Below are 17272 nucleotides of genomic sequence, written 5' to 3' on the forward strand. Positions count from 1 at the left end.
CAGCAATCGCTTTCGGTTAAAGGCAAATCCGCATGAGCGTTAGCGGCTGTCCCTGGGTACCGTGGACGCAAACCACTGCGGCACGCGAGGCAGGGCCTCTTGCAGCGAGCCCAGCACCGCCAAGCAGGACTGCGCCACTTCGGGCGCGGGCTGCAGCAGGTCGGGTACGACCACCAGGCCCATGCCCGCGGCCAGCGCCGCGCAGGCGCCGTTGTGGCTGTCCTCGAAGGCCAGGCAGCGGTCCGGGTCCACGCCCAGCCGCGCAGCCGCCAGCGCATAGAGCGCCGGGTCGGGTTTGCCGCGCAGCACCTCGTTGCCACCGGCCACCGCCGCAAAGTGCGGCAGCACGCCCACGCGCGCCAGGCGGTGGGCGATTTCGTCGGTGCGCGACGATGACGCCACCGCACACGGAATGCCTGCGGCCTGCAATTGCGCCAGCAGCGCCGCCGCGCCGGGCTTGAGCGGGAACCGCAGCTCCCGGCCCTCCCCTTCCTCCAGCGCCGCCCGCACGGCCGCCATGGCCTGCTCGAACGGCGCCGCGCCGCCCAGGTGCCTTTGCAAAATGGCATGCGAATCCTGCGCCGCCTTGCCCACCACCTGCAGGTAGTCGCTCTCGTGCAGCACCACGCCGAGTGCGAGGGCCGCCTCGGTCCAGGCGCGCAAGGTGGCGCGTTCGGAATCGATGAGCAGGCCGTCCATGTCGAAGATGGCGGCGGCGAAGGGGGGCAAGGGCATCATCCCCGTTGCTGCAACGCCCGCTCGATGCGGTCGCGCCGCACGGTGGTCTTGGGCACCTTGAAGGGGAACCAGCTGCGCACGTCCTCTTCGAGGCCGATACCGTGCATGTAGTTGTAGATGGCCTTCTTCAGGCCGGCGCCCAGCGCGTCATGGTCCACGCCCGTGGGGTCGATGAAGGCCACATCGTTCTTGGCGAAGTCCCCGGGCGGCAGCGGTGCCAGCGTCACGCCGTATTCCTCGGGGCTCTGGCCCACGGGCGAGTGCACGGTGCAGGCAAAGCGGTGGAAGAAGCCGCTCTGGATGCAGCCGTTGGCGAACAGCTGGCGCACGTACTCGAGTGCGTCCACCGTGTCCTGCACGGTCTGCGTGGGAAAGCCGTACATCAGGTAGGCATGCACGAGGATGCCCGCGTCGGTGAAGGCCCGCGTCACGCGCGCCACCTGGTCCACCGAGACACCCTTTTTCATCAGATTCAGCAGCCGGTCGGAGGCCACCTCCAGCCCGCCCGAGATGGCGATGCAGCCACTGTCGGCCATCAGTTCTGCCAGTTCGGGCGTGAAGGTCTTCTCGAAGCGGATGTTGCCCCACCACGAGATGCCGGTGTTGCGCGCGATCAGCTCGGTGGCCAGGGCCTTGAGCGCCTTGGGCGGGGCCGCCTCGTCCACGAAGTGGAAGCCCGTCTGCCCGGTCTCGCGCACGATGGTGTCGATGCGGTCGGCCAGGGTGCTGGCCGAAGCGCCCTCGTAGCGGCTGATGTAATCGAGGCTCACGTCGCAGAAGCTGCACTTCTTCCAGTAGCAGCCGTGCGCCACGGTGAGCTTGTTCCAGCGCCCGTCGCTCCACAGCCGGTGCATGGGGTTGAGCATGTCCAGGAGCGACAGGTATTTGTCGAGCGGCAGCCCGTCCCAGGTGGGCGTGCCCACCTCGGCAAAGGCGATGTCCGCCTCCTGCATGTTGATGTAACGCACCGCACCCGTGTCGGCCTCGCGCACAAAGGTGCGCACCAGGCGCTGGCGCCCGCGCTGGCCTTGCACATGTTCCAGCAGCGCCAGCAGCGGGCGTTCGCCCGCGTCCAGCGCCACGTAGTCGAAGTGGTCGAACACGCGCGGCTCGGCCAGCTCGCGCAGCTCGGTGTTCACGAAGCCGCCGCCCAGCACGGTGACGATGTGCGGGTGCACGGCCTTGATCGCCTGGGCGATGCGAAAGGCCGCGTACACCGCGCCGGGGAAGGGCACGGACAGCAGCACCACCGTGGGCGCATGGCGCTCCACCGCGGCCAGCGCCAGCGTGCGCAGGGTCTCGTCCACCAGGTTCAGGGGCGCGGCCAAGGCCTCGGCCAGCGGGTCGAAGGTGGGCTGGCTGCCCGCGAGCGACTCGGCATAGCGCACGAACTCGAAGCGGGGGTCCACCGCGTCGCGCAGCACATCGGCCAGGTCGTTGAGGTACAGCGTGGCCAGGTGCTTGGCCCGGTCGTGCAGGCCCAGGGCGCCGAAGGCCCAGCCCAGCGGGTCGCCGCCCTCGTCGTCCACGTACACGTCGAGCGACTCGAAGCGCGGCCCCTCGGGCAGAAAGCTGCGGCCCACGATGCGGTGCGCGAGCGTGGTGTCGCGCCCCTGCAGAAAGGCGATGGTGGGCGCGATGGTGGCGAAGTACCGCTCGCGCTGCGCCACGAAGGCTTGCACCGCCGGGCTGTGCTTCTTTGCGGGCAGCGCATCCACCTTGGCCGCCACGGCGCGCAGGCCCTCGGGCGAGAGCAGCTGCAGCACCAGGGCCAGCGCCAGGTCCTCCTGCACCGCCGTGATGCCGCGCGAGCGCAGAAAGCCCGTGAGGTAGGCGGTCGATGGATAGGGCGTGTTCAGCTGCGTCATCGGCGGGATGACGGACAGGACGCGAAGCGGCGGTGCGGCGGACATGGTGGGGGCGGACGGGCGATGCAGTGCCGCCTCAAGGGGAATCGTGGAAGTGCCCGATTATCCCGCCTGGCCCTTATCCGGTGGGCGCGCCGGCCTTACATCGGCGGGGCCGGCGGCTCCACCACCGCCTCGGGCGTGCCCGCCAGGTAGTTGTTCTTCACGCGCACATAGTGCTCGGCCGAATAGCGCAGGTAGGCGATCTCCTGGTCGGTCAGCGCGCGCTGGCGCACCGCGGGCCGGCCGATGTAGAGGTAGCCGCTTTCCAGCACCTTGCCGGGCGAGACCAGGCTGCCGGCGCCCAGCATCACGCGGTCGCCGATGACGGCGTCGTCCATCACGATGGAGCCCATGCCGATCAAACATTCGTTGCCGATGCGGCAGCCATGCAGGATCACCGAATGGCCGATGGTCACGTGGCTGCCGATGATGAGCGGCGAGCCCTCGGGCTTGCTGGCATTGCGGTGCGAGACATGGCCCATGGTCAGGTCCTGCACATTGCTGGCCTCGCCCACCACGATGCGGTTCACATCGCCGCGCAGCACGGCGTTGCACCAGACCGAGGCGTCCTTGCCCAGGGTGACGTCGCCAATCACCTGGGCGGAAGCGTGGAGGAAGACGCCCGTGCCGAGCACGGGTGCGGTATCGAGGTAGGGGGCGGTGGGCATGGGGTTCGTGGGGCTCGGGGATTGCAAAGCGCCGAGCGTAGTGCAAAGTCAGGCGCTGCCCCCCAGGTGGGCTGCGATCAGCGGAGCCACCTGCGCCGCATGCCGGTTCGCGAGGTCATGCGCCCCGCCGGGCACCACGTGCAGCCGGCTCTGGGGCAGCAGCGCCTGCAGGTGCTCGCCCACGGCCACGGGGCTGATCGGGTCGGCATCGCCCCACAGCAGCAGCGTGGGCACGGCCAGCGTCGCAAGGGCACCGCTCAGGTCCTCGCGGTAGTCCGCGAACCAGGGCGGCACCGTGGGGTGGGCCTGGGCAAAGGCCGGGCGCCAGTCCTGCGCGCCATGGGCGGCCATGTCCACGCCGCCGGAGGTGGCGGTGAGCACCAGGTGGGTGACCCGATCAGCGCAGCGCAGCGCGGCCTGGACGGCCACGATGCCGCCCATGGACTGGGCGACCAGTGCGGTGGGCTGGTCGATGGCATCCACCACCCGCGCCACCAGGTCTGCCATCCCGCGCACCGCAGGGTCGGCCGGCACCGGGCCGAAGCCGGGCCAGCCCATCAGCCGGCGCGTGGCCGGGTGCTCCAGCAGGCCGGACACGGGCTGCCAGAACTGCGGGTCGCCACCGACGCCCGGGAGAAAGAGGATCTGGGAGGGTGGTTGTGCGTGCTGCTGTGCCATGGGCCGGCAGCATACGCCGCGTGCTTCAGGCCGGCGCGGCGACGGCGTAGAAGCCCAGGAACATGTCCACCGCATCCTCCAGCACCTGCTGGCGCAGCGCGGGCGCCAGCGGCGGCTGGCCCATGGCCAGTTGCGGCCAGAAGGCGAAGGATTTGACCAGGCCATGCAGCTGGTGGGCCGCGTACTGCGCGTCCACCCCGGCGCGCAGGCGGCCGTCCTGCTGGGCGGCGCGCAGCCACTGCGGCAAGCCCTCTTCCTTTTCGGACAGGCGGTCCACCAGGGCGCGGGCGCGCTCGGGCGTGTGCATCAGCTCGGCCATGGCCACGCGCGAGAGGTCGATGAAGCTCGCGTCGTCCAGCATCTGCATCTTCTGCTCCAGCACCGCCAGCAGTTGCGGGCGCAGCGGGCTGCCGGCGTCGTAGGGGATCTCGGCCTGGGCATGGCTGCGCTCCCACATCTGGGCCAGGATGGCCTCGAACAGCTCGTCCTTGCTCGGGAAGTGGTTGTACACCGTGCGCTTGGAGACATCGGCCGCGGCGGCCACGCGGTCCATGCTGGTGCCGGCAAAGCCGTTCTCGCGGAACTCCGCAATCGCGGCCTGCACGATGGCCTCGCGCTTGCGGTCGGTCAGGCGTGTCGGGGCGGCGGTGGGGGCTATCGGGTGCATAGGAGAAATTTTACACCGGGTAGTTTACTTTTTCAGAAACAACACTACACTGTGCAGTGCACTTTTCAGAAAAGGCAGTCCCCATGTTCCGCCGCGTGCCCCGAATCCTCCTCATCCTCACCGCAATCACCGCCATGGCCTACAGCATCATTTCCTGTGCCACCCTGCCCTCGGGCGCGTACGAGGCCTCGCCCCAGTACCAGGACGGCAAGTTCCGCAACGCCACGCCGCGCCAGGCCCCGGGCTTCCTCAAGACCGTGGCCATCTTCTGGCGCTTTGCCACCGAGAAGCCGGCCAACACCGTGCCGACCAAGCCCATCGAGGTCGAGCCGCTCACCCAGGCCGATGTGCTGGCCGCGCCCGACCAGAGCCTGTGGCGCCTGGGCCATTCGACCATGCTGCTCAAGCTCGACGGCAAATACTGGCTCACCGACCCGGTGTTCTCCGATCGCGCCTCGCCCTTCCAGTTCGCCGGGCCCAAGCGCTTCCACGCGCCGCCGCTCACCATCGACGAGCTGCCCCCCATCACCGGCGTGGTGCTCTCGCACGACCACTACGACCACCTGGACTTCGACGCCATCCAGAAGCTCGCACCCAAGGTCGAGCATTTCCTCACCCCGCTGGGCGTGGGTGACCGCCTCATCGCCTGGGGCGTGCCGGCCGCCAAGGTGCAGCAGTTCGACTGGTGGCAGGGCACCAGCGTGGGCGGCGTGAAATTCGTCGCCACCCCGGCCCAGCATTTCTCGGGCCGCAGCCTGTCGGACGGCAACCGCACGCTGTGGGCCTCGTGGGTCATCATGGCCGGCGACACGCGCATCTTCTTCAGCGGCGACACCGGCTACTTCGACGGCTTCAAGGCCATCGGCGAGCGCTACGGCCCGTTCGACCTGACCATGGTCGAGACCGGCGCCTACGATGCCCAATGGCCCGACGTGCACATGCAGCCCGAGGAAAGCCTGCAGGCCCACCGCGACGTGCGCGGCCACCACATGATGCCCATCCACAACGGCACCTTCGACCTGGCCATGCACCCCTGGCACGAGCCCTTCGACCGCATCACCCAACTGGCTGCGGCCGCCAATGTGCCCCTGGTGGCGCCGGTGATGGGCGAGCGCCTGGACATCCGCAACCCCGCCCTGTCGCAAAGCTGGTGGAAAAGCGCGGAGTGAACCAGGGCCTGTTAACCCCAATTTCGCGACCCCGAAATTAGGGTTAACAGGCCCTAGTCAGGCGCGCGGCAAGCGCCGGGCCAATTCCCCCACGGTGCGCGCCGCCGCCGTGATCTCGGCGATGTCGAAGCCCGCATAGCCGAACAGCCAGCCGCGCCGCTCGGACGCGATCACATAGCGCGACAGCGGCGCCAGCATCACCCCCGCCGCCTGGGCCTGGCGGCACAGTGCCTCGTCGTCGCTGCCCGGGGCGCGCTCGCACAGCAGGTGCATGCCGCGGTCGCTTGCGGCCAGCTGCAGGGCGCCGTCGCTGGCCTCGGCCAGCGCATCGCGCAGGGCTTGCTGGCGCGCCTGGTAGAGCTCGCGCATCTGGCGCAGGTGGCGCAGCAGGTGGCCTTCGGCAATGAACTGCGCGAGCACGGCCTGGGTGTCGCCGGGCGCATGCCGGTCGGTGATGGCGCGGGCCATGGCAAAGGGCTGCACCAGCGCCGGCGGCGCCACGATGAAGCCCAGGCGCAGCCCGGGGTGCAGCGTCTTCGAGAAGGTGCCCACGTACAGCACCCGCTCCGACCCCGGCAGGCTGCACAGCGCCGGCACGCGCTGCGCGCCGTACTGGAACTCGCCGTCGTAGTCGTCCTCCACCACCCAGGCATCGTGCGTGCGCGCCCACTGCAGCAGCGACTGGCGCCGTGCCAGGCCCATGCGCACACCCGTGGGGTACTGGTGCGTGGGCGTCACCACGGCCATGTGGGCGCCGGGCCAGCGCTCGGTGGCCTCGGCAATGCAGGCGCCCTCGCCGTCCATGGCCATGGGGCGGGCCAGCACACCGTGGGCCAGCAGCGCGGCGCGGATGCCGGGGTAGCCCGGGTCCTCCACCAGCACCTCGTCATCCACGTCCAAGAGCAGCCGCGCGATCAGGTCGATGGCCTGCTGCGAGCCCGAGCACACCACCACCTGCGCCGCATCGCAGCGGATGCCGCGCGAGGCCCACAGCCACTGCGCCACGGCCTCGCGCAGCTGCGGGTCGCCGGCCGGGTCCAGGTACTGGGCGCGCGCCGCGCGCTGGCCGGGGCCGGCCTGGCGGGCCAGGCGGTCCCACACGGCGTACGGAAACGTGTCCACCTCGGGCGCACCCATGCGGAAGGCCCGGGCCACCGCCACGGGCGGGTTCCAGCGCGCGGCCGTGTCGGCAATCAGCTGGCCCCGGCGCGACAGACCGCGCGGCGGCGCCACCAACTGCTGGCTGCGGGTGGCAGCACCCGCGGCCGCCTGCGAGACATAGGTGCCGTCGCCCACGCGCGCCTCCACATAGCCTTCGGCCTGCAGGCGCTGCACGGCCCACAGCACCGTGTTGCGCGACACGCCCAGTGCCGCGGCATGCTCGCGCGAGGGCGGCAGCCGCGTGCCCGCACGCAGGCTGCCCTGCTCGATGGCGCTGCGCAGTTGCTCGTACACCTGCTGGCGCAGCGTGGCGGTGGTGGAATTGGCTCTGGCGGCAGGCACGAATTGGCTCCTTGCGGTGTTTGAAATCGCCATAGACTGAAGAACCATTGTAGGCACCACCCACGAGAAAGCACCCTCACATGGCAGAGCATTTCGCCACCATCACCTGGCAACGCGGCAGCGACGATTTCCTCGACAAGCGCTACCACCGCGCCCACACCTGGCAGTTCGACGGCGGCGCCAGCGTGGCCGCATCGTCCTCGCCCCATGTCGTGCCCTTGCCCTACTCCGACGCGGCCGCGGTCGACCCCGAGGAGGCCTACATCGCCGCGCTCTCCAGCTGCCACATGCTGTGGTTCATGGACTATGCGAGCCGCGCGGGCTACCGGCTCGACAGCTACAGCGACGCCGCCGTGGGCACCATGGCCAAGAACGCGGCGGGCCAGCTCGTCGTGACCCATGTGCAGCTCAAGCCCATCACGCGCTTCGACCCCGCGCACGCACCCAGCGCCGAGCAGCTCGATGACCTGCACCACAAGGCCCATGCCTCGTGCTTTCTGGCCAACTCGGTGAAGACGCAGATCGACTGCGCGCCCGTGCTGCAACTGAGCGAAGGGGGCTGACATGGCCAATGCCAACCGCCAATTCCGCGTGGCCGATGCCGCCGTGCTGCAGGCCCTGGTGCGTGCCCAGCCCCTGGCCACGCTGGTCATCACGCACGAAGGTGCGCTGCACGCCAACCACGTGCCTCTGTACCTGGACCCCACGCGCGGCGAGCACGGCACCCTGGTCGGCCATGTGGCGCGCGCCAACAGCGTGTGGCCGCTGCTGCCGCAGGCGGCCGTGGCCATCTTCCACGGGCCGCAGGCGTACATCTCGCCCACCTGGTACCCCTCCAAGGCCCTCGATGGCAAGCAGGTGCCCACCTGGAACTACGCCACCGTGCATGCGCATGGCCAGCTCACCGCACTGAAGGACGACCCCGACACCCTGCGTTCCATATTGCACACGCTGAGCGAGGCACATGAGTCGCACCGCGCCGAGCCCTGGCGCCTGGAGGACGCACCGCCCGCCTACATCGAGCAGATGATGCGCGCCATCGTCGGCATCGAGCTCGCGGTGGAGCGCTGGGAAGGCGTGTGGAAGGTCAGCCAGAACCGCACCGAGACGGACCGCGCCGGCGTGGTGGCCGGCCTCACGGCCGAGGGCACACCCGCCGCGCTGGCGATGGCGGCGCTGGTGCGGCAGGGCGCACCAGCCTGAAGTTAAACACCCCTGAGTCGCTTCGCGCCTTCACCCCTCTCTCGACTCGCTGCGCGAGTCGGGAGGGGGACGCCCCCAGTGCGGCGGGGCGGCCCTTGCACGGGGGCACTGGCTTGGGGCGTGCCAGTTTTATGCCCCGCGGGCGGTGCGCAGCGGCATGGCCAACGGATCCCTCTTTAACTGTCCAGCATTTCCACCCGCAGCGAGGTCACCGGCCCAGCCACGGCCTTGTGCGCGGCCAGCGCATGCACGGCCAGGTCCACCGTGGCCTGGGCGACCGCATCGGTCAGCACCAGCACCTGGGGGCCGCTGCCGGGCGGCAGGGCCTTGTCGGTGGCCAGCGCCACCTGCGCCACCGGCACCTGCTGCGCGGCCAGCCAGGCGCCCACGGCCTCGATGTCCTGCGCTGCATGCACGGGCACGCGCAGGTAGTGGCGGGTGTGCACGGCGGCGCGCGGCAGCACGGCGATCGTGTCGTCCACCGCATGGGCATGGAAGCCCAGGTGCGGCACGCGCTGCGCGGCGTTCGTGCCGTCGAGCCGTGCCACGTCCACCAGGTCGGCGATCACGGCCGAGGCGGTCTGCTCCGAGCCGGCGCCCGCACCGTAGTACATGGTCACGCCGGCGGCATCGCCCTTGACCAGGATGCCGTTCATCGAGCCGTTCACATGCGCCAGCAGGTGCGTGGCCGGCACCAGCGCGGGCTGCACGCGCAGTTCCACGCCACCGTTGTCCCGTTTTCGCGCCACGCCCAGCAGCTTGATGCGGTAGCCCAGTTGCTCGGCGCAGGCCACGTCCAGCCCCTGCAGCGCGGTGATGCCCTCCACCTGCGCGTCGGCAAAGCGCACCGGCATGCCGAAGGCATTGGCTGCCAGCAGCGTCACCTTGTGCGCCGCATCCACGCCCTCGATGTCAAAGGCCGGGTCGGCCTCGGCATAGCCCAGGGCCTGTGCCTGGGCCAGGGCCTCGGCAAAGCCCAGGCCCTCGTCGCGCATCTTGGTCAGGATGAAATTGGTGGTGCCGTTGATGATGCCCGCCACCCACTCGATGCGGTTGGCCGTGAGGCCTTCGCGCAGCGCCTTGATGATGGGGATGCTCACGGCCACCGCGCCTTCGTAGGCCAGCGCCACGCCGTGCGCCCGTGCCGCAGCAAACAGCTCGTTGCCATGCACGGCCAGCAGCGCCTTGTTGGCTGTCACCACATGCTTGCCGGCCGCCATGGCCGCCAGCAGCCATTCGCGCGCCGGGCCGGTGCCGCCTGCGGCCTCCACCACCACATCCACCTCGGGGTGGGTGGCGACCTGCATGGGGTCGTTGGTCAGCGCCACGCCCGTGCCCACCACACCGGCCGCGCGCGCCAGGTTGCGGGCTGCCACCACCACCACCTCGATGCCGCGCCCCGCGCGGCCCGCAATGGTGGCCTGGTTGCGCGCCAGCACGCGGAAGGTGCCCGCACCCACGGTGCCAATGCCGATCATGCCCACGCGCAGGGGGCGGGTGGCAGCAGGCATGGTCATGGCAATGCTGTGCTGTGCGGGCTGAAGGGACTGGACGGGATCGCGGTACATAGGGCTTCCTTGACGAACGAACGAAAAAACAAACAAAAAACCCAGCTGCCAGAGCTGGGTTTCATTCGTTCATTCCGAGGGGGAGGAAGAGAGCGATCACCAGGTGGCTGCCGGAACGGCCACCTGCGCGTGCTCAGGTGGCCGCGGTGGTAATGGTGGTAATCATTCGTGCACCCATTGCCCGCGAGAATGCAGGCAGCATCATGCAGGCGCCCATGGGGGCGGCAGCAGCACGTGCGGTGTGGATCTGGGTGAACGACATGGCCACCAGTGTAGCGGATTCGCTGCGGGGGCCGTCAAGGGGCACTGTCTATGCCTCGCGTTCCGCCTCGGGCCACAGCCTTGGAAAATAGAAGCGCAGCGCGTGCTGCGGCACGCCAAAGCGCAGCTTGCCGTGCGGTGAATCGCTCTCCAGCAGGCCGCGCTGCAGCAGTGCCGTGATCTGCGCCGTGGCCATGCGCTCGCCCAGCCCCAGCATGGCCTTGAAGTCCCGCCGGTCCAGCATGCCCTGTGTGGCGAACAGGTAGTGCAGCGCGCGCAAGGATTCGGTGCGCACCCCCTGGCGGACCACATGCGCCTCGAAGCCCAGGCAGGCCGCAATGCGGTCCTGCATGTCCTGCGGTGCGAGCAGCCCGGTCATCAACTGCACCTGCTCCAGGCACTGGGCCAGCACATAGTGCATCCACTCCTCCAGGCCCCGCACATCCTGCGCTGCGGCCAGGTGGGCGCGGTAGGCCTCCTGGCTGCGGGCGAAGCCGCGCAGCGGCGACCACAGGCCATGGGTCAGGCCCAGGTGCCCCAGCACCAGGTGGGTGTGCAAGCAGGCCACGCGGCCACTGCCTTCGCGGAACGGCTGGATGCCCCGCAGCCGCTGGTGCGACGCGGCCATCGCCAGCACCGGCATGCCGCCCTCTTGAACGGCTTGGACGCCGCCGTAGCCATTTCCCCACTGTTCCAGCAACGCTCGTACTTTTGCAGGCCCGTTTTGCAGCGCCCCGGGCCGCAGCGAGGCCCCCCCTTTCACGGCCCGGTCGGCTTCGGGCAGGCGGGCGAACACATCCTGGTGGATGTCGCACACCATTTGGGGCGCCCACACCGTTTTGGCATCCCAACCGGCCCAGCGCATTTCCAGCTGGGCCTCGGTGGCCATGTGCGCCAGCGCCAACCTTTGGCGCCCTGCTTTTTCCGGATCGGCAGCCCACTCGCCGCGCAGGGCCTGCTCGATCTCCAGCGGCTGCACTTTTTCCAGACCCTCGAACTTTTGCGCGTAGTACGCATTCATCGCCCGCAGCAGCGTGCGCAGCCCCCCCAGGGCCCCGGGCTGGCACAGGCCCGACAGCCGGTCGGCCTTGCGGACCAGGCCCTGCGCCTGCTCCAGCAAAGGCCCCAATCGGCGTGCGGGAGGCAGCAGCGGCTGCATCTGTGAAGGGTGGGTGTACTGCGAAAAAGATTGCGACTTAAAAAACATTCCCAAGTCTATGACTTGAAAAGGCTTTTTTCAGACAGTGCGACCTGTTTTGCGTGTTTTATTGCGTTTCTTTTTTCGCGATGCCGTGCGTGGTCTGTGCTAGGCCAATGCGCACCATGCGTATCGCATCGAACGGGCAGCGCACTGCACACAGTGCGCACCCTGTGCAGCCCGCCTCGTCGTGCAAGGTAGAGCGCTTGGGCCCCCAGCTCTGCGGCCCCTGCACCTGCAGCGACAGCACATGCGGCGGGCACACGCCAATGCACCAGCCGCAGCCGGTGCAGCGTTCGGTGTCGATGGCGGGCAGGGCCTTGCGTGCGGTCATGTGGGGCAGTGTGCGCCCGGCGTTCCTACCCTGCAAGGCTCACGGTACAGTGCCCCCATGACTGAAGAAACCACCACCCGCCACCTGCTCATCACCGGCCATGTACAAGGTGTCAGCTACCGCTGGTCCATGGTCCAGGCCGCCGAACGCCTGGGCGTGCAGGGCTGGGTGCGCAACCGCCGCGATGGCCAGGTGGAGGCCTGCGCCTGGGGCACGCCGCAGGCCGTGCAGGCCCTCATCGACTGGGCGCACCAGGGGCCGGCACAGGCGCGGGTGGACCGCGTGGTGGTGGGCAATGTGCCCGATGGGGGTGAGGCCCCGCAGGGCTTCACGCAGCGCGAAACCGTCTAGGTTTCAGGCGCGCAGGCCGAGCTGTTTGAGCAGCTCCATCGCACCGGCCGGCGCCCGTTCCTTCGCGCCGTTGATGAAGTACACGAACACATCGCGCGGGCGCGCGCCGCCGGTCCAGCTGCGCACGCCCTGGGCCCACTGGGCAATCGCCTCGGGCGTATAGCCTGTGGGCACCTCGGCCTGGCTGCGCATCAGGCGCAGGTAGGCAAAGTCGGCCGCGCCATCGGCAATGGCCGGGAATTTCTCGGAATCGGTGTGCACCGGCACGCAGCCGTATTGGCGGGCCAGGGCCAGAAACTCCGGCGTCGCAAAGCTCGGGTGCCGCACGTCCAGCGCATGGCGCAGCGCGCGCCCGTCCACCGCCTGGGGCAGCAGCGCGAGAAAGGCCTCGAAATCCCCGGGCTCGAACACCTTGGTCGGCATGAACTGCCAGACGATGGGGCCCAGCTTGTCCTTGAGTTCGGTGATACCGCTCTCGACAAAGCGCGCGATCGAATCGCCCGCATCCGCCAGCACCCGGCGGTTGGTGGCAAAGCGGTTGGCCTTGAGCGAGAACATGAAGCCCTCGGGCGTCTCGCCATGCCATTTGGCAAAGGTCGGTGGCTTGAAGGTGCTGTAGTAGGTGCCGTTGACCTCGATGGCTGTGAGCTGGCGGCTCGCGTAGTGCAGCTCTTTGGCGTGCGACAGGCCCGCGGGGTAGAAGTTGTCGCGCCAGGGCTCGAAGGTCCAGCCGCCGATGCCGATGCGGATGTGCTGGGTGCTGCTACTGCCGGTGTCTGTCATGGTGTTCCCTGTCACGAGCCAAGCCACGGAAAGGGCACTGTACCAGCGCTGCCCTGCAACGCAACGCTACCCCGGCAGCTCCACCCGTGCCTGCAACCCTTCGCCGCCATCCTCGCGCGGCCCCAGCACCAGGCGCCCGCCCAGGGCCTGGGCCAGCTCGTTCGCAATGGCCAGGCCCAGGCCTGTGCCGCCCGTGCCGCGGTTGCGCGAGTCCTCCAGCCGCACATAGGGCTGCAGCACGGCGGCCAACTCGTTGGAGGGGATGCCCGGGCCATGGTCGAGCACGCGCACGCTCCAGGTACCCTGCGCGTTCGTCTCCACGGCCAGCTCGGCGCTGCCCGCGAACTTGAGCGCGTTGTCCACCAGGTTGCACAACAGCCGGCGCAGTGCCTGCGGGCGCGTGTCGCAGATGCCATCGGCCGCGTGCAGCACGCGCACCGGCATGCCCGCGTCGGCGTAGTCCATGGCGAGGCTTTCCACCAGCGCGCGCAGGTCCACGCGCTGCAGCGGCTCGCGCACGGCCTGGGGCGAGCGCGCATAGGCAATGCCCTCCTCCACCAGCGACTGCATCTCGGCCAGGTCGGCATGCAGGCGCTCGCGCAGGGCCGCGTCGTCCAGCAGGTCGGCGCGCAGGCGCAGGCGCGTGATGGGGGTCTGCAGGTCGTGCGACACCGCCGCCAGGATCTGCATGCGCTCCTGCAGGTGCGCCTGGATGCGCTGCTGCATGCGGTTGAAGGCGGCAGCGGCACGCACCACCTCGCGCGGGCCATCCTCGGCCATGGGGTTGGCGGGCTGCGCGGGGCCCAGGGCGTCGGCCGCGTCGGCCAGGGTGTTCAGCGGGCGCGTGGCGGCGCGCACGGCCCAGGCGCACAGGCCCACCAGCACCACCAGCTGCAGCGCCAGGGCGGCCAGCACCCAGTGCGACACCTGCAGCCGGGGCTCGTCCATGTCCACCGCCAGCGGCGTGCCATCGGCCAGGCGCAGCTGCAGGCGCAGCTCGGTGCCGGGCACCCCGGGGTCCACCACCTGCACCGCGCGCTCGGGCGGCAGCGCGGCGGCCACGGCGCCCGTCACCAGCACGGCCAGGGCCGATGGGCTGGCGGGTAGCTGCAGCGGCTCGGCCAGCACGAAACGGTAGTTGCGCCGCGCCAGGCGCGTGAGCCACTGGGCGCGTTCTTCGGCGGGAAGGCGCTCCAGCACCGCCACCGAGCTGGCCACATCGCTCGCGAAGTAGCCCACCATGGCGCTGCGCATGCTCATGCTGCGCTCGGTCACCGCCAGCATGAAGGTCAGCGCATGCGCCAGCGCCAGGCCCAGCGCCAGCACCAGCAGAATGCGCCCGAACAGCGAGCCCGGCCACCAGCGCCTCATGCCAGCCCCGCTCCCGCTGCGCCAGCGCCCGCGGGCCCGGGCTGCACCGCGGCGCAGAACACATAGCCCTCGTTGCGCACCGTCTTGATGTAGCGCGAGCCGCGAGCCCCATCGCCCAGGCGCTGGCGCACACGGCTCACCAGCAGGTCGATGGAGCGGTCGAACACATCGGCATCGCGCCCCTGCGTCAGCTGCAGCAGCTGGTCGCGCGTGAGCACGCGTTGCGGGTGGTCCAGCAGCACGCGCAGCAGCCGGTACTCCGCGCCCGACAGCGCCACCACCGCGCCGCTCGCATCGAGCAGGTGGCGCGCCGTGGTGTCCAGCCGCCAGTCGCCAAAGGCCAGCTCGCGCACCGGCTCGGTGGCCGCCAGATTGGGTGGCAGCATGCGCGTGCGCCGCAGCACGGCGTGGATGCGCGCCAGCAGCTCGCGTGCGGCAAAGGGCTTGGTCACGTAGTCGTCGGCCCCCAGCTCCAGGCCCAGGATGCGGTCGGCCTCGTCGCTGCGCGCGGTCAGCATGATGATGGGCAGCACCGGCGCCCCCGGGCCGCGCAGCTCGCGGCACAAGGTGATGCCATCGGTGCCGGGCAGCATCAGGTCCAGCACCAAGAGGTCGATGCGCGTGCCCGCCAGCACCGCGCGCATCTGCCGCCCGTCGGCCGCCACGCTCACCTGCAGGCCCTGCTTGCGCAGGTACTGCGCCGCCAGCTCGCGGATGCCGGCGTCGTCATCGACGATGAGTACATGGTCTACAGGCGGCGGTTGTTGCTGCATGGGCTCGATTCTCCAGGCAATGCCGGGGCCTGTGCGGTGCCCCTGCGGCGCATTTGTATCCCAACTTGTCTGCGCGCGGCGCCGACATCCGTGCTCACCAAAAGCCCCCGGCAGGACAAATGCCCGATACCTGGGCTGGCTCCAATGCAGTCTTCCTGAACCTGAACGAGGGCTTCCCGATGACACCGCAGTCTGCCAATGCCTGCTGCCTGCTGGCCGCAGCCACCCTGTACGCCGCCTTGTTGCTGACGCCGCCCGCCCAGGCGCAACCGCAGGCCGGCACCGAACCCCGGGCCCCGCTGGGCCGCTGGATCACCGAAAGCGGCAACCTCGAAGTGGAGATCGCCCCCTGCAACCCCGGCAGCGCCACCCTGTGCGGCAAGGTCGTGCGGGTCATGGCCAACCGCTCCATGGCCGGCCCCGGCCAGGGCGGCGAGTTCGCCGACAAGCGCCCCGCGCTGGGCATGACCCTGCTCTCGGGCTTCAAGGAAAGCGGCCCCAACGAGCACCAGGGCGAAATCTACAACCGCGAGAACGCCAAGACCTACAGCGCCACCCTCACCCCCGCCGGCACCGACCAGCTGCGCGTGCATGCCTACGTGGGCATTGCGCTGTTCGGCAAGACCCAGGTCTGGCGCCGGCCCGCGCCCGCTGCCGCGCCATGAGCGCCACGCGCCTCCCTTTTTCCCTCCCCTGTCCAACCCCGCCTTTTTCTTTTCTTTCGTTCTTTCTTTTCAAGGAGACCTGTCACCATGCGCCTTCCCCGCCGCGCCCTTTCATTTGCCGTTGCCACGGCCCTGTTGACCCTGGCCCAGGCCAGCAGCCATGCGCAGCCCACGCAGCTGCCCCCGCCCGACGCCACCGACCCCGTGGCGCTCAAGCTCATGCAGGGCTTTCCACCGCCGCCCGACAAGCAGGTGCGGCTGGGCACCATCCTCAAGTACCCCAATGCACGCTGGGCCCTGCACCACCTGCGCGAGCTGGGGCCCACGGCCAACATCGCACGCGGCCCCGGGCCTGCGAGTGAGCTGCAGGCCGCGCCGCGCGAGCTCGATGGCCTGGCCTTCCTCGACGACAAGGGCGCCCGCACCACGCTGGCCCAGTGGCAGAAGGCCACCTACACCGACGGCCTGCTCGTCATCCACCAGGGCCGCGTGGTCTACGAACGCCACTACGTCGGCAACCAGCCGCACGTGCCCCATGTGCTGTGGTCCATGAGCAAGTCGCTCACCGGCCTGCTGGCCACCGAGCTGATCCACGAAGGCCTGATCGACCCCGCCGCCCCCGTCACCCGCTACCTGCCCGAGCTGGCGGGCAGCGCCTGGGCCGATGCCACCGTGCAGCAGACGCTGGACATGACCACCGGCGTCAAGTACGCCGAGGACTTTGCCGACCCGCAATCGGGCGTGTTCCAGTACCTCATCTCCGCCGGGCTGGTGCCCGCGCCGGCCAACTACCCCGGCGCCCGGGCCATGCTCGACTACCTGCCCACGGTGCAGAAGGAGGGCGAGCACGGCAAGGGCTTCTACTACAAGTCGGTGGACACCGAGGTCATCGGCTGGATCCTGCAGCGCGTGACCGGCAAGGGCTTTTCCACCCTGCTGTCCGAGCGCATCTGGGCCCCGCTGGGCGCCGAGCAGGACGGCTATGTGTGGGCCGACCCCACGGGCGCCCAGTCCACCAGTGTGGGCATCAACGCCACCTTGCGCGACCTGGGCCGCCTGGGCGAGATGCTGCGCCAGAACGGCTACTACAACCACAAGCAGGTCGTCTCCCCCGCCACCGTGACCGAGCTGCGCAAGGGCGCCGACCCTGAGAAGTTCAAGGCCTCGGGCCAGACCATGCGCGCGGGCTACTCGTACCACAACCACTGGTGGCTGCCGCACGATGTGGACGGCAGCTTCGAGGCCAAGGGCCTCATGGGCCAGCACATCCACATCAACCCGGCGGCGCAGCTGGTGGTGGTCAAGCTCTCGTCGCACCCCATCCCCAACACGGCGTTCACGCACAACTACGACCGCCTGGCTTTCGCGGCTTTGGCGGGCGCTCTGCGCTGAGCGCAGGTCTGGCGATGCACAGCTCCGCTTGGTCGGGGTG

At 69.7% G+C, this 17272-nt stretch carries 19 protein-coding genes; 6 read left to right on the top strand and 13 right to left on the bottom strand.

The features are described from left to right. Positions 1–39 precede the first annotated feature (39 nt). The 5 genes from HNP48_RS02455 to HNP48_RS02475 form a co-directional block, all read right to left on the bottom strand. A complete protein-coding gene (locus tag HNP48_RS02455) occupies positions 40–735 on the bottom strand; it encodes an HAD family phosphatase (RefSeq protein ID WP_260420054.1) in 696 nt (231 codons plus the stop codon). After that, a complete protein-coding gene (locus HNP48_RS02460) occupies positions 735–2606 on the bottom strand; it encodes a radical SAM protein (protein WP_184855250.1) in 1872 nt (623 codons plus the stop codon). Before HNP48_RS02460 ends, HNP48_RS02455 begins: the two co-directional genes overlap by 1 nt. A gap of 140 nt (positions 2607–2746) precedes the next feature. Beyond that, positions 2747–3316, bottom strand: coding sequence for a gamma carbonic anhydrase family protein (locus HNP48_RS02465; protein ID WP_184855251.1), 570 nt, complete (start codon positions 3314–3316; stop codon positions 2747–2749). Between the two features lie 48 nt (positions 3317–3364). After that, positions 3365–3994, bottom strand: coding sequence for an alpha/beta fold hydrolase (locus HNP48_RS02470; protein WP_184855252.1), 630 nt, complete (start codon positions 3992–3994; stop codon positions 3365–3367). 25 nt (positions 3995–4019) lie between these two features. Continuing rightward, positions 4020–4661, bottom strand: coding sequence for a TetR/AcrR family transcriptional regulator (locus HNP48_RS02475; RefSeq protein WP_184855253.1), 642 nt, complete (start codon positions 4659–4661; stop codon positions 4020–4022). 134 nt (positions 4662–4795) lie between these two features. Between HNP48_RS02475 and HNP48_RS02480 the strand changes: the two genes are divergently transcribed. Then, entirely contained in the window at positions 4796–5830 is a 1035-nt protein-coding gene (locus HNP48_RS02480) for an MBL fold metallo-hydrolase (RefSeq protein ID WP_260420055.1), read from the top strand. Positions 5831–5887: 57 nt separating this feature from the next. On the opposite strand, the gene HNP48_RS02485 is transcribed toward HNP48_RS02480, so the two are convergent. Continuing rightward, positions 5888–7333 (bottom strand): PLP-dependent aminotransferase family protein, encoded by a 1446-nt coding sequence (locus tag HNP48_RS02485; protein WP_311773794.1) that lies wholly within the window; start codon positions 7331–7333, stop codon positions 5888–5890. 80 nt (positions 7334–7413) lie between these two features. On the opposite strand from HNP48_RS02485, the gene HNP48_RS02490 reads away from it, so the two are divergent. Then, positions 7414–7896, top strand: coding sequence for an OsmC family protein (locus HNP48_RS02490; RefSeq protein WP_184855256.1), 483 nt, complete (start codon positions 7414–7416; stop codon positions 7894–7896). Position 7897: 1 nt separating this feature from the next. Further along, positions 7898–8536 carry an FMN-binding negative transcriptional regulator gene (locus HNP48_RS02495; protein WP_184855257.1) on the top strand — a complete coding sequence of 213 codons (639 nt, stop codon included), beginning with the start codon at positions 7898–7900 and terminating at the stop codon, positions 8534–8536. A gap of 176 nt (positions 8537–8712) precedes the next feature. Here the strand turns inward: HNP48_RS02495 and HNP48_RS02500 are convergent, their stop codons facing one another. From HNP48_RS02500 to HNP48_RS02510, 4 genes are all read right to left on the bottom strand, one after another. After that, on the bottom strand, positions 8713–10104 hold the full coding sequence (locus tag HNP48_RS02500) for a homoserine dehydrogenase (protein WP_184855258.1): 1392 nt from the start codon (positions 10102–10104) through the stop codon (positions 8713–8715). A gap of 133 nt (positions 10105–10237) precedes the next feature. Beyond that, positions 10238–10366 carry a hypothetical protein gene (locus tag HNP48_RS35245; RefSeq protein ID WP_260420056.1) on the bottom strand — a complete coding sequence of 43 codons (129 nt, stop codon included), beginning with the start codon at positions 10364–10366 and terminating at the stop codon, positions 10238–10240. Positions 10367–10414: 48 nt separating this feature from the next. Then, positions 10415–11524, bottom strand: coding sequence for a Fic family protein (locus tag HNP48_RS02505; RefSeq protein WP_260420057.1), 1110 nt, complete (start codon positions 11522–11524; stop codon positions 10415–10417). Positions 11525–11630: 106 nt separating this feature from the next. Beyond that, positions 11631–11897, bottom strand: a complete 267-nt coding sequence (locus HNP48_RS02510; protein WP_184855259.1) for an ATP-binding protein — start codon at positions 11895–11897, stop codon at positions 11631–11633. Positions 11898–11954: 57 nt separating this feature from the next. Here HNP48_RS02510 and HNP48_RS02515 point away from each other — a divergent pair, with 57 nt between their 5' ends. Further along, complete coding sequence (locus tag HNP48_RS02515) at positions 11955–12248, top strand: acylphosphatase (protein ID WP_184855260.1); 294 nt, start codon at positions 11955–11957, stop codon at positions 12246–12248. A gap of 3 nt (positions 12249–12251) precedes the next feature. Here the strand turns inward: HNP48_RS02515 and HNP48_RS02520 are convergent, their stop codons facing one another. The 3 genes from HNP48_RS02520 to HNP48_RS02530 all read right to left on the bottom strand — a co-directional run bounded on the left by HNP48_RS02520 (position 12252) and on the right by HNP48_RS02530 (position 15175). Further along, positions 12252–13031 (bottom strand): DUF72 domain-containing protein, encoded by a 780-nt coding sequence (locus HNP48_RS02520; protein WP_184855261.1) that lies wholly within the window; start codon positions 13029–13031, stop codon positions 12252–12254. Positions 13032–13097: 66 nt separating this feature from the next. Beyond that, the gene (locus HNP48_RS02525) at positions 13098–14402 is read right to left on the bottom strand and encodes an ATP-binding protein (protein WP_184855262.1); all 1305 of its coding nucleotides are present in this window, start codon (positions 14400–14402) and stop codon (positions 13098–13100) included. Further along, positions 14399–15175, bottom strand: a complete 777-nt coding sequence (locus tag HNP48_RS02530; protein WP_184855263.1) for a response regulator — start codon at positions 15173–15175, stop codon at positions 14399–14401. The genes HNP48_RS02525 and HNP48_RS02530 overlap by 4 nt, the downstream gene beginning before the upstream one ends. A gap of 179 nt (positions 15176–15354) precedes the next feature. Between HNP48_RS02530 and HNP48_RS02535 the strand changes: the two genes are divergently transcribed. Both HNP48_RS02535 and HNP48_RS02540 read left to right on the top strand, forming a co-directional pair. Next, complete coding sequence (locus HNP48_RS02535) at positions 15355–15840, top strand: DUF2147 domain-containing protein (RefSeq protein ID WP_184855264.1); 486 nt, start codon at positions 15355–15357, stop codon at positions 15838–15840. 87 nt (positions 15841–15927) lie between these two features. Beyond that, positions 15928–17232: a serine hydrolase gene (locus HNP48_RS02540; protein ID WP_184855265.1), complete on the top strand. Its 1305-nt coding sequence runs from the start codon at positions 15928–15930 to the stop codon at positions 17230–17232. Positions 17233–17272 lie beyond the last annotated feature (40 nt).

This window comes from Acidovorax soli, from assembly GCF_014207955.1.
In the GTDB taxonomy this organism is placed as follows: Bacteria; Pseudomonadota; Gammaproteobacteria; order Burkholderiales; family Burkholderiaceae_C; genus Acidovorax; species Acidovorax soli_A.